This window comes from Salinimonas profundi (genome assembly GCF_014750655.1).
Taxonomy (GTDB): Bacteria; Pseudomonadota; Gammaproteobacteria; order Enterobacterales; family Alteromonadaceae; genus Alteromonas; species Alteromonas profundi_A.
The window spans coordinates 380,959-394,588 of record NZ_JABBXD010000002.1 but is presented as its reverse complement, the minus strand read 5'-3'; the positions used below and the strand labels follow the sequence as shown (position 1 = coordinate 394,588).

Below are 13,630 nucleotides of genomic sequence, written 5' to 3'. Positions count from 1 at the left end.
GAGGCCATTTTGGACAAAAATATGAAAATTCTTGTGGTAGATGATTTCTCTACTATGAGACGAATCATAAAGAATTTGCTTAAGGACTTGGGGTTTTCCAATATTCAGGAAGCCGATGACGGAAGCACGGCACTGCCGATGTTACAACAGGGCGACTTCGATTTTGTCGTGACTGACTGGAACATGCCCGGTATGCAGGGAATTGACTTATTGCGGAATATCCGCGCCGACGAAAAGTTAAAGCACTTACCTGTATTAATGGTAACGGCTGAAGCGAAAAAAGAACAGATTGTTGCAGCAGCGCAAGCCGGCGTAAACGGCTATGTTGTGAAGCCCTTTACGGCAGCAACACTCAAAGAAAAGCTCGATAAAATTTTCGAACGTTTAGGTTGATCCAGGCGATCCCAGGTTTTAAGAGGAAAACTGGATGACAACAAATGTCAATGTTCCTATTTCATTAGAAGAGGCACGTCAGCTTGTAACGTATCTTGAGCAGGGTGATAACGACTCGGCACACGCGTTACTTGAAGCGGTTTCAATGAAAGAGTCGATCGAGTTATTTGCTGAAGTTGGCAAACTCACCCGCCAGTTACACGATGCACTTAATAATTTTCAGTTAGACGAACGCATAGTTGGTCTGGCCAACGATGATATCCCTGACGCCCAAACGCGTCTGACCTATGTTATCGAGGAGACTGAAAAAGCCGCAAACACCACCATGGATGCTGTTGAGGCAAGTATGCCTATTGCAGAATCACTATCTCAGCGCATTGATACCATCATGCCTGAATGGAAAAAGCTCATGACCCGACAGATTGAGCTGGGTGAATTTAAAGCGTTGTGCGGTGACCTGGACAAATTACTTAATGATGCCTCTTCAGAATCAGACCGGTTAACGGCGTTGCTGACTGAAGTACTTATGGCGCAGGGCTATCAGGATTTGACCGGACAGGTCATTCGCCGGGTGATAGAACTGGTTAAAGAAGTCGAAGATAGTCTGGTTAATATGCTTACCATGTTCGGTGAACCGGACGGTGACACACCAGCTCCACAGACGCAGAAGAAAGAAAGTGGCAAAGTCGACGCTGAAGGGCCCATTATGAATGCCGAGGAACGCGACGACGTTGTAAAAGGTCAGGACGATGTTGATGACCTTTTGTCTAGCTTAGGTTTTTAAGGAGTGCGGGCTGATGTCATTTGATCTTGACGAAGATATTTTACAGGATTTTCTTGTAGAAGCCGGAGAAATTCTCGAACAGCTTCAGGAACAGTTGGTTGATTTGGAAAACCACCCTGAGGATGGCGACTTACTGAATGCGATATTCCGCGGTTATCATACAGTTAAAGGTGGTGCCGGCTTTTTGTCGCTCACTGAACTTGTCGAGATTTGTCATGGCGCTGAGAATGTCTTCGACGTCATGCGAAACGGACAGCGGACATTAACCCCAGAGTTGATGGATGTCATTTTGCAAGCCACCGATGTCGTGGTTGCGATGTTCGAAAAAGTCAAAGCCCGCGAACCCCTGGAGCCGGCCGATCCTGTGCTGGTGGATGTACTGCATAAACTTAGTCACCCTGAATCGCCGGATGAAAATATATTCGGTGAGGGTATCACCGCAGGCCATCAGCCTAATGCGCAGGCAAATATGGATGATGAGCCACAGTTAATTGTCGAAGAAACGCCTCAGGCACCAGAAGTGGGTGCCATGTCATCTGGCAGTGGTGACGGTAGCATCGATGAAATTACTGAAGACGAATTTGAAAAGTTACTGGATGAGCTGCATGGTGGCGGTGCGCCTGGTCGACCTGCAACACCGGAAAATGCTACCGCCAGTACCGAAAACAAACCGGTAGCAGAAACCGCCGCGCCTGCAGGTGGTGATGATATTACCGATGATGAGTTTGAAGCGTTGCTGGACGAGCTTCATGGTAAAGGCCAGTTCAGCGCGACGAAAGCTGACGAAAAAGATACCCAACCTGCCAGTACAACGAGCAATGCATCCGGTGGCGATGACGAGATCACCGATGATGAGTTTGAAGCGCTGTTAGATCAGTTACACGGTAAGGGGCAGGGGCCTTCTGTAAAAGATGAGCAGCCCGCTGCGTCAGCAACAAGCAGTTCGGATAAACCCCACGTTAAAGTTGATGTTGAAGCGACCCAGGCAGTTAGCCAGGCGCGTCAGCAACAACAGGCTGCCCAACCACAAAAGGATACCGCTGAACCTGCGCAAAAGGCTGCGGCTGCGCCCGTGCCTAAAAAGGATGACAAAAAGCCCGCTGCATCACCTCCGCCAGCAGAAACAACGGTCCGGGTCGATACGAAGCGACTTGACCAGATTATGAACATGGTTGGTGAGCTGGTTCTGGTACGTAACCGTTTGCTGAGCCTGGGCATTAATACCAGCGATGAGGCTATGTCTAAAGCTATCGCAAACCTGGATGTGGTCACCGGTGATCTGCAAGGCGCGGTGATGAAAACCCGCATGCAGCCTATTAAGAAAGTATTCGGACGTTTTCCTCGGGTTGTTCGTGATTTGGCGCGTAGCCTGAAAAAAGAAATCACGCTGGAACTTGAGGGCGAAGATACCGATCTGGATAAGAATCTGGTTGAAGCACTGGCCGACCCGCTGGTTCACCTGGTTCGCAACTCTGTCGATCATGGTATTGAAATGCCGGATGAACGTCAGGAAAACGGTAAAGCCCGAATGGGGACGGTGCGGCTGTCAGCGTCTCAGGAAGGCGATCACATTTTGTTGACCATCGAAGATGATGGTAAGGGAATGGACCCGGAAAAGCTCAAGGATATCGCTATCAACCGTGGCGTACTGGATGCAGACGCTGCAGCCCGTATGTCAGATGTCGAGGCGTTCAACCTGATTTTCGCCCCGGGTTTCTCAACCAAAACAGAAATCAGTGATATATCCGGACGCGGTGTTGGCATGGACGTGGTGAAGACCAAAATCACCCAGCTCAATGGCACCATCAATATTGATTCACAGTTGGGTAAAGGCACCCGGCTTGATATAAAGGTACCGCTGACACTGGCGATACTGCCTACCCTGATGATTATCGTTGGCAAGCAAACCTTTGCGCTGCCATTGGGTGCGGTCAGTGAAATTATCAATATGGATATCAAGAAAACCAATACCGTCGACGGGCAGTTAACCATGATTGTTCGCTCGAAAGCCATTCCGCTGTTCTTTTTGGGCGACTGGCTGATTCGTGGTGGCAAAGCGGTCAACCGTGAAAAAGGGCATGTTGTGGTAGTGCAGATAGGCACCCAGCAGGTTGGCTTTGTGGTCGATGCACTTATCGGTCAGGAAGAAGTCGTTATCAAGCCATTGGATGCACTGCTACAGGGCACGCCCGGTATGGCTGGCGCGACCATTACCTCGGACGGTGGCATTGCATTGATTCTGGATATTCCCGGCTTGCTTAAACGTTATGCGCGTAGAAGCTGACTGACAAAATCTTTTCCAGGGGTTTAAGTATTTCATGGCTTTCAAAGTTCTGGTGGTGGATGATTCAACATTCTACCGCCGTCGTGTTCGAGACATTTTAAACGCAGACCGCGAGCTGGAAGTGGTCGGTGAAGCCAGAAACGGTCAGGAAGCTGTCGATATGCTGGGGCGCCTGTCAGTAGACGTTGTTACTATGGATGTCGAGATGCCGGTCATGGATGGCATCAGCGCCGTGAAAGTAATCATGAATCAGCGTCCGGTTCCTATTTTGATGTTTTCATCACTGACACATCAGGGCGCGCAGGCGACCTTGGATGCACTAGAAGCCGGGGCGTTAGACTTCTTACCCAAAAAGTTTGAGGATATTGCCTCAGAGCGCCAACAGGCAGCTGGCGTGTTACGCACGAAAGTCAGGCTTCTGGCCCGTCGTGGAACCGGCATGCGCCGACCTGTGATGAGTAACAGCGCCGCGGGTATGCCTGCCATGCCCCGTAATGCGCCCAAATCGACCTTTTTACGCTCATCATCCGTGTTAACCGGCCAGAAAGATGCCGCCGTTATTCCCTCCGTGTCTTCTGTTACACGCTCGGGCAAAAGTTATCAGTGTCTGGCGGTGGGCGCATCTACCGGCGGACCAGTTGCGTTGCAAAAACTGCTGACGCCGTTACCAAAAGATTTTCCTTACCCGATTTTGCTTGTGCAGCATATGCCCGGGACATTCACCGCCGCGTTTGCCCAGCGTCTTGATAACCAGTGCGCGATTAACGTCAAAGAGGCCTGTTCTGGCGATATATTAAAGCCAGGATGTGCGTATCTGGCGCCTGGCGGCAAACAGATGACTGTGCAAAAGCGTCAGTCAGGCACCTTCATTCAGGTGACAGAGTCTGATGATAGTGCGTTGACGTACAAGCCCAGTGTCGATTTTACCTTTGAAAGTGTCGCTCAGGCTTTTGGGGGCGATGTGATGGGCGTTATTCTGACCGGCATGGGAGCGGATGGCAAAGAAGGTTGCGCCACACTGAAACAACGTGGCGCCAGCATCTGGGCACAGGATCAGGCATCATGCGTGGTATACGGCATGCCGCAGGCTGTAGCAAAAGCGAATATCGCTGAAAAAAGTATCAGTATTGATGATATGGCTGCGTGTATTCTCAGTGAAATGATGCCGGTAGCATAGGGGAAGGTGTGAGAACCTGGACGATTGCCAATCAGAAAGGTGGTGTGGGCAAGACCACCACCACAGTGACACTGGGTGGCCTGCTGGCACAGCAAGGCAAACAGGTTTTACTGATTGATACCGATCCTCATGCATCGCTTAGTTATTATTTCGGTGTGGATGCCGACACCCTTACCAGTTCGGTTTACGATATTTTTGTTAATAAAGCCACGATTGATGCCGATACAGTGCTTAACTGCCTGAGTCCGACCAAGGTTGATGGTTTGTACGTATTACCCGCCACGATGGCACTGGCCACGCTGGACCGACAGATGGGCAGTGAACCGGGCATGGGGCTGATTCTTAAAAAAGCGTTGGCGACAGTCAGTCAGAAGTTCGATTATGCGCTTATCGACTGCCCGCCTGTATTGGGTGTGTTGATGGTGAATGCACTGGCAGCCTGTGACAAAGTGCTGGTGCCGGTACAAACAGAATTTCTGGCCCTGAAGGGGCTGGACAGAATGATGAAAACACTGAAAATCATGGGCCGCTCACTGGACAAGCAGTTCGATACTCTGATTGTTCCGACGATGTTTGACCGGCGGACCAATGCAGCGATTAAAGCGCAGGCGCAGTTGATGACAGATTACAAACAGGATGTATGGAAGGGAATGATCCCGGTAGACACGCGCTTTCGCGATGCCAGTCTGGCGCAACTTCCTGCATCCGTTGCCTTCCCGAAAACCCGGGGAGTGCATGCCTATCAACAATTACTGGAAAGACTTTCGGTGAGTAACACTCATGGCTGAAAATAGCACAGTTTCACAGGATGAGGTGATGCAGGACTATCTGGATAGTCTGCTTAAAGAGCCTGCGCCTGTTGATCCTGTTAGTCAGACAGCAGCACGACTGTTAGAAAGGGCGTCAGAACAACTTTCTAATGACGTCTCTGGCTCGCAGCAAGAGCAAGTGGTGGTGGAAGCCCTTGCGGATGATGAGGACGTGGCCGATGTCGCGGCGCCCGTGATTGAGCCGACACCAGAAGATGAGCCAGCAGAGCTGCAGATAGTAAGCGATCCGGCAACCTCGGCGATGGCGTTGAAGGATCAGCTGGAAGCATCTTTTCAGGCACTGTTTTTTGAGGTCGCTGGCCTGACGCTGGCGGTACCATTGATTACCCTTGGTGGTATTCACAACCTGGACAAAGTCGGTCCGCTGTTTGGCAAGCCCGCCTGGTTTAAAGGGGTGATGCTGCACCGGGAACAAAAAATTAATGTGGTAGACACCGCGATGTGGGTCATGCCGGAAAAATATGATCAGAATCTGTCAGAGACACTAAACTATCAGTATCTAATCATGCTGGGTGACAGCCCCTGGGGCCTGGCCAGCGATAAACTGGTTAATACAGTGACCTTATCAAAAGATGAGGTGAAGTGGCGCGAATCTAACTCCAAGCGTCCGTGGCTGGCAGGAATGGTAAAAGAAAGAATGTGTGCGTTAGTTGATGTAAACCAGCTAATATTAATGCTAAACAATGGCTTAGGCAGTCAGGATTAATCGCCTTAGCAATCGGAGCCAGGTTAATGAGTGAAGAAAGAGCAACCAATAATACACCAGATAGTAACGACCAGGTATTACAGTGGGTAACATTTCGTTTAGGCGACGAGACCTACGGTATTAACGTAATGCAGGTTCAGGAAGTATTACGCTATACGGAAATAGCGCCGGTTCCGGGCGCGCCTGATTATGTGCTGGGTATCATCAATTTGCGCGGCAATGTCGTGACTGTCATCGATACACGGTCCCGCTTTGGTCTGCCAGGCTCAGAAACAACCGATAATACACGTATTGTGATTATCGAATCAGACGAGCAGGTGGTAGGGATTCTGGTCGACAGCGTTGCCGAAGTGGTCTATTTGAAGACATCGGAAATCGATAGCGCACCGAATGTCGGTACAGAGGAAAGTGCCAAGTTTATCCAGGGTGTAAGCAACCGTGACGGCGAATTACTGATACTGGTCGATCTGAATAAGCTGCTCAGTGACGATGAATGGGATGAGTTAGCTAACCTGTAACGTCAATCGTTTCGCAAAAGCAGGCCAGCGGGCCTGCTTTTTTATTGCTATCAAACAGCATCACTTGCTAATCTATTGATCTAAAAGATAATGCGGTATTTTCTATGAATGCATCACAATTTTCTGTACTTGCGCTGGCCATCGCCGCCATTGCACTGGTATTGCTTGTGGCATTCTGTCTTCAGTCTTTTCAGTATCGCAAGCGCACCGAGCAGACACTGGAGACACTCAGGCAACAGGTGGCGTCAGTCAGCGCCCAGTCCAAAGATGTAGGGCATCAGGTAGAAGAGCAACAAAACCGCTCTCTGGTACAAAGCAAACATATCCAGCAGCTGCAGGATGAAATTACCGGATTCAATAATCAGATCCGCGAAGTGAAGCTGCAGGACCCTTCCATGCGCATGTATCAGCGCGCCGCAGAGCTCGTCAAGCAGGGCGCCTCACTGGAAGAAGTGATGGAATCCTGTGACATTCCCAGAGCAGAAGCAGAGCTCATCGTTACTATTCACAAAAAATAAATCGGAAGTCTCATTATTATTTGGTGGTACTGAAACTAAGAGGGGGTTCAGAAACGCTGTCTAAATTGAATGAGAGGCAAACGGCCCATCTGTAGAGGACCGCAAAAGATAAGTAGCGGACGTTTAGCGCCTGCATTGGCGGCTGATTTGGAGCGCAGCGGAAAACCAGTCCGACAACATGCGCTTGTTAGAACTGTATTGAAATTGCTTGATATAAGTTAAGAGCATTTCTTGTATTATCCTCGACACCAAAGAAACGTGAAATTCCACTCATCATCTGGTTGTGATTTCCAAGTTGGACTGCATTGCTACCAGCTTTGATCTTTCCATTTATCTCGCTTAACTCTTCATATAACAAGGTCATCATTTGTAGCTGTTGTTGATTTTGTGTATGTGGTGTTTTTATCAAGTTACCAAGGTAATTAATCTTTAAATAAGAGGGTCTATACAGAAAACCAAGCTGATTATCGCTATTTAGTTCTGAAGAAAGAAATTTTAAAATACGCAAATTAATATCTCTTTCTGCTTTAAAGGCTGAAATCCAACCATCTTTATGCTGTCGGTCTTTCAATTGATGGTACTGTAATTCTTTCTTATTTGCGTTTTCTATTACATTTCTCAGCTTAATCTCTGCATTGGTTAATTGACTTTTTAGATCATGCTGTTTAGACAACGAGCTTTCTAGACTTTTTTCCAGAGTAGACAAGTGCGCTTCATTTTTATCATCTTGAATTTTATCGAAGTATGTTTTCACCACCCCCAAGGAAAGAACAATTAAGATATTCAATGCGAGAAGCTTTGCAATTGAAGCAGTTTTCTTCCACCACTCTCTGCCACCATCGCTTGAAGTCAATGTTAAGACACCAAGCAAAGCCGAAGCCGCAGAAAATATAGCTAGTGTTACCTCGAGAAGCATAAATTAAGTACCCTAAGCTTGAACTTCCAAATATGGGGCGCGGACGCGCAGGCGAAAATGGCGAAGCCGCCTGCGTGTTTGCGTCCCAGCGAGCGAGAGCGAGTGCCATGATTTGTTTGTCATGTGCAAACACTCAATACAACCTTGCCACTATTGATAGTGACATTACCAAAGCACGCTGAAATCAAAAAACCTGATTCTGTTTTGCTAAAGCTATCTATGTTGCCATAGTCCAGCGAGCCATCTAAATCCGTTGTCGGCGTGATTTCCGATTGCTCTTTAACATTCGATATATATGAAAAGTCAGAGAACGTTAAAACTGCTTTTTTATAACAAGTGTACTCATTGGGTTTTGGCTTAGTGTAATGAACCGATGAAGGCCAGATACTAGCTTCCAGCTGTATGGAAAATTCGTTTTCTGAGACTGTCCAGCTCAGTATAAAAGAGTCTTGAAGATCAATTCCATCCATAGGATCCAACGGTTACTCCTTGCACATAACATTTAAATGAAGCGGACCCTTAGAACCGCATATTATTTTTATCATACCTGGCCACCTCCCGCTATCCTTTGCTGTGACTGCGATGGCAGCACTTTTAATATTTTGCGAACCTATTTATATGCGAACCACGGTTCGCATATAAATAAATTACTATTGGCATAGTACAGCTCTGCGCTCCCAAGTCACATACTTTGGCGTTCGCAAAACTGGTGACTGAAAAGTTAGGAAAATTTATGCTTTCAGCAATGCCCTGAGCGGCAGCAATACGTACTTTTCCGACCTACATGCTCACCTGACCGGCATCAAAAGACAATTGGCGGTCATTCTGTCTTGAGCCTAATTCAGCTCAAAGTAAGGTTTTGAATTTTTTGACGAATACTTCAGGCCAGTCGCCGGCTTTGTTATATGGGCCAAATAACCGAACAGTATACTGAAATTCAGCCTTTAGCTGCTCCATCTCAGATATCTTTTTCAATTCCTCGAACTCTCTGCTCAGATTATCGATCATCTTCTCGTAACGCGACTCATCGGCAGACACCTTTTCTCTTTTTGCACAAAGCCGGAGCTTATCGTAGACATTGATTTCAACACCTAACGCAAACCACTGCTGCAAGCTCTTGGTCTTTTCCGAAAACACCCTCTCCACATCCAATTGGATGCGAGGTATCAAAAAACCAAAACAGTACTGCTCAAGCTCTGAGTAACGCCCAGCTTTTTGGTAATAAGGGATGGCTTTGACATAGGCCCTGCCATAAAAAAGCTCTGACTTTTGGTAGAGATTTAAAGCTTTCTCAAACGTCTCAATGGCGCCATCAAAGTTTTTTTCTTCGGCTTTAGCGCTCGCTTCTTTGGTTAGTTTTGAGATCTCCTGATCAATCGCGGAATGTTGCATTTTTTGACTTCCCTGTTGATATGCAAGAGATACCTTACACCTTCGGCGACACGGGGAAAAGAGCCGCAATTTAATGCAGATTCAGCAAGGTAATTAAGCGCCGAGGCGTAAAGGCCCAGCTATCCTGATTACACTATATAGCGACCTACAAGCGCTTCAAGAGTGTCTGCCTTACTGTTGATATTCACGACGCTAGAGCTGTTGTTTTGTGAAATCTTATGGAGGTCGTGTGTCTTACTTGAGATTTCCTCTACACGCTTACTGATTTCTTCTCCAGCCTGATGCTGCTCGCCTAGGTAATCTGACTGAATTGCCACGGGTTTAGTAGTCATACAATAACCAAACTCTGAAGTGAAACTAAAACTCACTGTCTAACGGTTGCTATAGATACACAGCTGCCGCCCGCTAGATGAAATACCATCGGCAGCAACTGGCACTTTAACGAAGTTGAACTCAAGACAAGGGGCAGAGGTTCAACACCCGAAAATTGGGCATTTACACGTGTACAAATTTACGCAGCGAAGTTCTTTATTTGGTAGCATTCGTTTGTTTCCCCTCAAGTCGAAATGTGGCCATGAGTGGGTTATGGTCCGAGGTCGTCACCGCTTCAGTAAGGCTGCTCTCACGCCGCAGCCCTCTCGCCCAGATATAGTCCAATGGCAGCCCGAAAATACTGACACGTTCATCCACCGGGAATGGCACTTCTCGCAAACCAGCACCGCTCATCAGTTGACGCATCTTGTTAAGTCGTCCCTTGCGCCAGGTATTGAAGTCTCCGACAACCATAGCGGGCCCGCTTACGGCACGTAGCAATTGGTTAACCTGGGTTAATTGACGCTCAAAATCAGTCAGGCCGAAGCTAAAGTTCACTGCATGCAAATTGACCACCAACAAGCCGTGGGCACGACCCGGTATAGCAAACAACGCAGCTGCTGTTGCCTTGGGACTGCCAAGCCACGGCTCCTGCACCTGAAACCGACATACAATATCGGGCGCAACGACACTGAACATCAGCAGGCCACTGCGAAAGGCGTCCGTGCTGTACCCCGGCGCAAACGACCAGAACAGCTGGCCCGTTTGCGTATCATGCATTTGCCAAGTAAGTAATGCTTCTTGTAGCAGCACAAGCTGCCGCCCTGCGCCTAGCCTTTTTAGGTCGGACAACCATCCTTCATTTGCGCCTTTTTGTACGTTCCAGCTCAGTATGCTAAGCGGATTGCCAGGACGCAGCAGTGCCGGCTTCTCGGGGCTTTCGGCGCTCGTAAAGGATTGCATTGCCTGAATACAGGTCGGTAGGTTGCCATACATGGCACCATCATGATTGGTGTACTCAACCTGTGAACCGGAATCACCGAACGCCACGTTCGGTACAAATTGCGCCAGCAGACATACCACCACAACCATGCTGCTTCGCAGAAAGTCTTGCCAGGTGCGCTTCAACGCAGAGAAGAGATAATGAGCGAATTGGGTCATTTTCTAACTATAGCCGGTAATACCCGAAAAAATTGTCAGCCGGATAAAATCACTGGTTTCACTTATGTCCGAGTTATACAAGGAACCTACATTCTATCCTTCCAGCCCGGTGATTTCGGAACCAGATAGGGCACCGGTGATCCTGACTCCCTAATACAAGCATCATTCGATGACCACGTTCATCGCTTAACAGCCTCACGAAACGCCCTGTTACCATTGTTAATCAGCTGGAGGGACCTTATCCAAATGCTTTTGCAAGAGCGCACAGAGAGCCTCGACACGGGCAGAGATTCGCTCATTGAAGACTGAAGACGCCATCTCCTCATGGAGTTTATGTTCGGAACACGTACATAGCAGCCGGCCAACCTCTTATTGCTCACCAAGTGATATAAAGCGTGTCTTGGCTTATTTTACCGAACAGATATGTAAATTGAGTAGCCAGGGGAAAACGCCAAAAGCTTGAATCGCCGATTCTCAATTAGTACCGATCCCAAATTTACTATCATTACCCAAACAGAACCACCATCTCTCACCTTCGCAAAAAAAACGTTTAGACGTCTAGACGTAAATGTGTTGACATCTTCTGTCATGTCGCCACAATGTTCGAATCAGGATAAGTGTGGAGCCAGCATGCCAATCAGAATACCCGAACAACTTCCGGCACAGGATGTCTTGCTGGGAGAAAACATTTTCACCATGGACAGCCTTCGGGCTTCGCATCAGGATATTCGTCCGCTGGAAGTCGGTATCCTGAATCTCATGCCGAATAAAATTGAAACGGAAGTGCAGCTGTTAAGGCTACTATCCAATACACCGCTGCAGATAAACGTTGATTTGATCCGTATTGACAATCAGGCCCCCAAAAATACGCCCCAGTCTCATATGGATGCGTTTTATCATGAGTTCTCTCAGGTGGCGCACAAAAAATATGACGGCCTGATGGTAACGGGGGCACCGCTTGCACATATTGATTACGAGCAGGTGAAATACTGGTCCAATATGCAGGCAATTTTCGACTGGGCAGAGAAAAATGTGCAATCTACGTTGTATCTGTGCTGGGCAGCACACGCGGCCATGTTTCATCACTATGGGGTAAACCGGCATTTGCGGGCAGAAAAAATTTCAGGTGTGTTTGAGCATCAGGTTTTGGACCCCCACAACGAGCTTCTGCGCGGATTCGACCCGGTATTTTTTGCACCACACTCACGGTTTGGCCATATTGAGTCGACGCAATATAGCAGTGTGGACGGGCTGAGTGTTCTTGCTGAATCGGCCGATGCAGGCGCATATATTGCTGCCAGTGATGACAAGCGTAAGGTATTTGTGACCGGACACCCAGAGTACGATCCGGAAACACTGCATGAGGAATTTCAGCGCGACAACGATGCCGGTCTTTCGCCTGCTGTGCCGGTAAACTACTATCCGCAGGATGACCCTTCGCAGTCACCGCTGGTGCGATGGCGCTCCCACGGCAGCTTATTATTTACCAACTGGCTGAACTATCACGTTTATCAGACCACACCGTATGATTTAAACTCACTGTCAGGCAGTGATTCACCAAACAACGAGGTTTAATGTGACCAGTAATCGTTTTGATCAACTCTCACAGGCAGCGCGCCAACGCATTCTCATACTGGATGGTGCGATGGGGACGATGATTCAGCAGCATAAACTGGATGAATCACATTATCGGGGTGAGCAGTATGCAGACTGGCCCAGTGAGCTTAAAGGTAACAACGATTTATTGTCTGTTACCCAACCTGAACTGATTTACCAGATACACTGTGATTACTTGGCGGCTGGCGCCGATATCATCGAAACGAATACGTTTAATGCCACGCCGATTGCGATGGCTGATTATGGTATGCAGGCAGAGTCGCGTCTTATCAATATTGAGTCTGCGAAAATTGCACGCCGGGCCGCTGATGACTTTACCCGGCAGACACCTGATAAACCGCGTTTTGTGGCAGGTGTGTTAGGGCCTACAAACCGCACTGCCTCCATTTCACCGGATGTTAACGATCCCGGCAAGCGCAATGTTACTTTCGATCAGCTTGTGGCAGCGTACACCGAATCGTGCGAGGCACTGATTGAAGGCGGCGTAGATGTCATCATGCTGGAAACAATTTTTGATACACTGAATGCAAAAGCTGCGGCGTTTGCCGTGCAGGGTGTATTTGACAAACTGGGCGAACGTTTGCCGGTTATGGTGTCAGGCACAATTACTGATGCATCGGGCAGAACACTATCCGGTCAAACGGCTGAGGCCTTTTATTATTCCCTGCGCCATATCGAACCGTTTTCTTTCGGACTGAACTGTGCACTAGGCCCGGATTTATTGCGTCAGTATGTTGCTGAAATTGCAGCGATTTCAGAATGCCTGGTGTCTGCACACCCTAACGCTGGTCTGCCCAATGAGTTTGGCGAATATGATCTTGAAGCTGACCAAATGGCTGCGCACATCCAGGAATGGGCGTCGTCCGGGCTGGTCAATATTGTCGGTGGCTGTTGCGGCAGTACGCCGGAACACATTCAGGCGTTAGCAGAGGCCGTAGCGGCTCTCCCACCACGCGACGTTCCCCGGTTTGACGTGAAAATGCGTTTATCCGGCCTTGAACCATTTGTCCACTAGGGGGAAT

The 13,630-nt window shown here is 48.4% G+C and carries 15 protein-coding genes; 10 read left to right on the top strand and 5 right to left on the bottom strand.

All coding sequences use genetic code 11. The features are described 5' to 3' along the window. Positions 1-9 precede the first annotated feature (9 nt). The 8 genes from cheY (at position 10) to HHX48_RS06160 (ending at position 7,210) form a co-directional block, all read left to right on the top strand. A complete protein-coding gene (gene cheY, locus HHX48_RS06195; protein WP_040610362.1) occupies positions 10-393 on the top strand; it encodes a chemotaxis response regulator CheY in 384 nt (127 codons plus the stop codon). A gap of 34 nt (positions 394-427) precedes the next feature. Continuing rightward, positions 428-1,177 (top strand): protein phosphatase CheZ, encoded by a 750-nt coding sequence (locus HHX48_RS06190; protein ID WP_191023255.1) that lies wholly within the window; start codon positions 428-430, stop codon positions 1,175-1,177. Positions 1,178-1,190: 13 nt separating this feature from the next. Then, complete coding sequence (locus HHX48_RS06185) at positions 1,191-3,461, top strand: chemotaxis protein CheA (protein ID WP_191023253.1); 2,271 nt, start codon at positions 1,191-1,193, stop codon at positions 3,459-3,461. A 34-nt stretch (positions 3,462-3,495) separates the two neighbouring features. Then, positions 3,496-4,638: a protein-glutamate methylesterase/protein-glutamine glutaminase gene (locus HHX48_RS06180; RefSeq protein ID WP_191023251.1), complete on the top strand. Its 1,143-nt coding sequence runs from the start codon at positions 3,496-3,498 to the stop codon at positions 4,636-4,638. Positions 4,639-4,646: 8 nt separating this feature from the next. After that, entirely contained in the window at positions 4,647-5,426 is a 780-nt protein-coding gene (locus HHX48_RS06175; protein ID WP_191023249.1) for a ParA family protein, read from the top strand. Next, on the top strand, positions 5,419-6,174 hold the full coding sequence (locus HHX48_RS06170; protein ID WP_191023247.1) for a chemotaxis protein CheW: 756 nt from the start codon (positions 5,419-5,421) through the stop codon (positions 6,172-6,174). Before HHX48_RS06175 ends, HHX48_RS06170 begins: the two co-directional genes overlap by 8 nt. Positions 6,175-6,200: 26 nt before the next feature. Continuing rightward, entirely contained in the window at positions 6,201-6,692 is a 492-nt protein-coding gene (locus HHX48_RS06165; RefSeq protein ID WP_139756977.1) for a chemotaxis protein CheW, read from the top strand. Positions 6,693-6,796: 104 nt separating this feature from the next. Then, the gene (locus HHX48_RS06160) at positions 6,797-7,210 is read left to right on the top strand and encodes a DUF2802 domain-containing protein (protein WP_191023246.1); all 414 of its coding nucleotides are present in this window, start codon (positions 6,797-6,799) and stop codon (positions 7,208-7,210) included. 187 nt (positions 7,211-7,397) lie between these two features. Here the strand turns inward: HHX48_RS06160 and HHX48_RS06155 are convergent, their stop codons facing one another. The 5 genes from HHX48_RS06155 to HHX48_RS06135 all read right to left on the bottom strand — a co-directional run bounded on the left by HHX48_RS06155 (position 7,398) and on the right by HHX48_RS06135 (position 10,991). Further along, positions 7,398-8,126: a hypothetical protein gene (locus tag HHX48_RS06155; RefSeq protein ID WP_191023244.1), complete on the bottom strand. Its 729-nt coding sequence runs from the start codon at positions 8,124-8,126 to the stop codon at positions 7,398-7,400. A 119-nt stretch (positions 8,127-8,245) separates the two neighbouring features. Next, the gene (locus HHX48_RS06150) at positions 8,246-8,605 is read right to left on the bottom strand and encodes a hypothetical protein (protein ID WP_191023242.1); all 360 of its coding nucleotides are present in this window, start codon (positions 8,603-8,605) and stop codon (positions 8,246-8,248) included. Positions 8,606-8,972: 367 nt separating this feature from the next. Continuing rightward, positions 8,973-9,518 carry a hypothetical protein gene (locus HHX48_RS06145; RefSeq protein ID WP_191023240.1) on the bottom strand — a complete coding sequence of 182 codons (546 nt, stop codon included), beginning with the start codon at positions 9,516-9,518 and terminating at the stop codon, positions 8,973-8,975. A 128-nt stretch (positions 9,519-9,646) separates the two neighbouring features. Beyond that, positions 9,647-9,850 carry a hypothetical protein gene (locus HHX48_RS06140; RefSeq protein WP_191023238.1) on the bottom strand — a complete coding sequence of 68 codons (204 nt, stop codon included), beginning with the start codon at positions 9,848-9,850 and terminating at the stop codon, positions 9,647-9,649. Between the two features lie 196 nt (positions 9,851-10,046). Next, positions 10,047-10,991, bottom strand: a complete 945-nt coding sequence (locus tag HHX48_RS06135) for an endonuclease/exonuclease/phosphatase family protein (protein WP_191023236.1) — start codon at positions 10,989-10,991, stop codon at positions 10,047-10,049. 630 nt (positions 10,992-11,621) lie between these two features. Here HHX48_RS06135 and metA point away from each other — a divergent pair. Both metA and HHX48_RS06125 read left to right on the top strand, forming a co-directional pair. Then, the gene (gene metA, locus HHX48_RS06130) at positions 11,622-12,566 is read left to right on the top strand and encodes a homoserine O-acetyltransferase MetA (protein ID WP_191023234.1); all 945 of its coding nucleotides are present in this window, start codon (positions 11,622-11,624) and stop codon (positions 12,564-12,566) included. 1 nt (position 12,567) lies between these two features. After that, entirely contained in the window at positions 12,568-13,623 is a 1,056-nt protein-coding gene (locus HHX48_RS06125; RefSeq protein ID WP_191023232.1) for a homocysteine S-methyltransferase family protein, read from the top strand. Positions 13,624-13,630 lie beyond the last annotated feature (7 nt).

Coding starts and splice junctions, on each gene's coding strand:
- HHX48_RS06190 (WP_191023255.1), top strand. CDS start 428: ATGACAACAAATGTCAATGTTCCTATTTCATTAGAAGAGGCACGTCAG.
- HHX48_RS06185 (WP_191023253.1), top strand. CDS start 1,191: ATGTCATTTGATCTTGACGAAGATATTTTACAGGATTTTCTTGTAGAA.
- HHX48_RS06180 (WP_191023251.1), top strand. CDS start 3,496: ATGGCTTTCAAAGTTCTGGTGGTGGATGATTCAACATTCTACCGCCGT.
- HHX48_RS06170 (WP_191023247.1), top strand. CDS start 5,419: ATGGCTGAAAATAGCACAGTTTCACAGGATGAGGTGATGCAGGACTAT.
- HHX48_RS06165 (WP_139756977.1), top strand. CDS start 6,201: ATGAGTGAAGAAAGAGCAACCAATAATACACCAGATAGTAACGACCAG.
- HHX48_RS06160 (WP_191023246.1), top strand. CDS start 6,797: ATGAATGCATCACAATTTTCTGTACTTGCGCTGGCCATCGCCGCCATT.
- HHX48_RS06155 (WP_191023244.1), bottom strand. CDS start 8,126: ATGCTTCTCGAGGTAACACTAGCTATATTTTCTGCGGCTTCGGCTTTG.
- HHX48_RS06145 (WP_191023240.1), bottom strand. CDS start 9,518: ATGCAACATTCCGCGATTGATCAGGAGATCTCAAAACTAACCAAAGAA.
- HHX48_RS06140 (WP_191023238.1), bottom strand. CDS start 9,850: ATGACTACTAAACCCGTGGCAATTCAGTCAGATTACCTAGGCGAGCAG.
- HHX48_RS06135 (WP_191023236.1), bottom strand. CDS start 10,991: ATGACCCAATTCGCTCATTATCTCTTCTCTGCGTTGAAGCGCACCTGG.
- metA (WP_191023234.1), top strand. CDS start 11,622: ATGCCAATCAGAATACCCGAACAACTTCCGGCACAGGATGTCTTGCTG.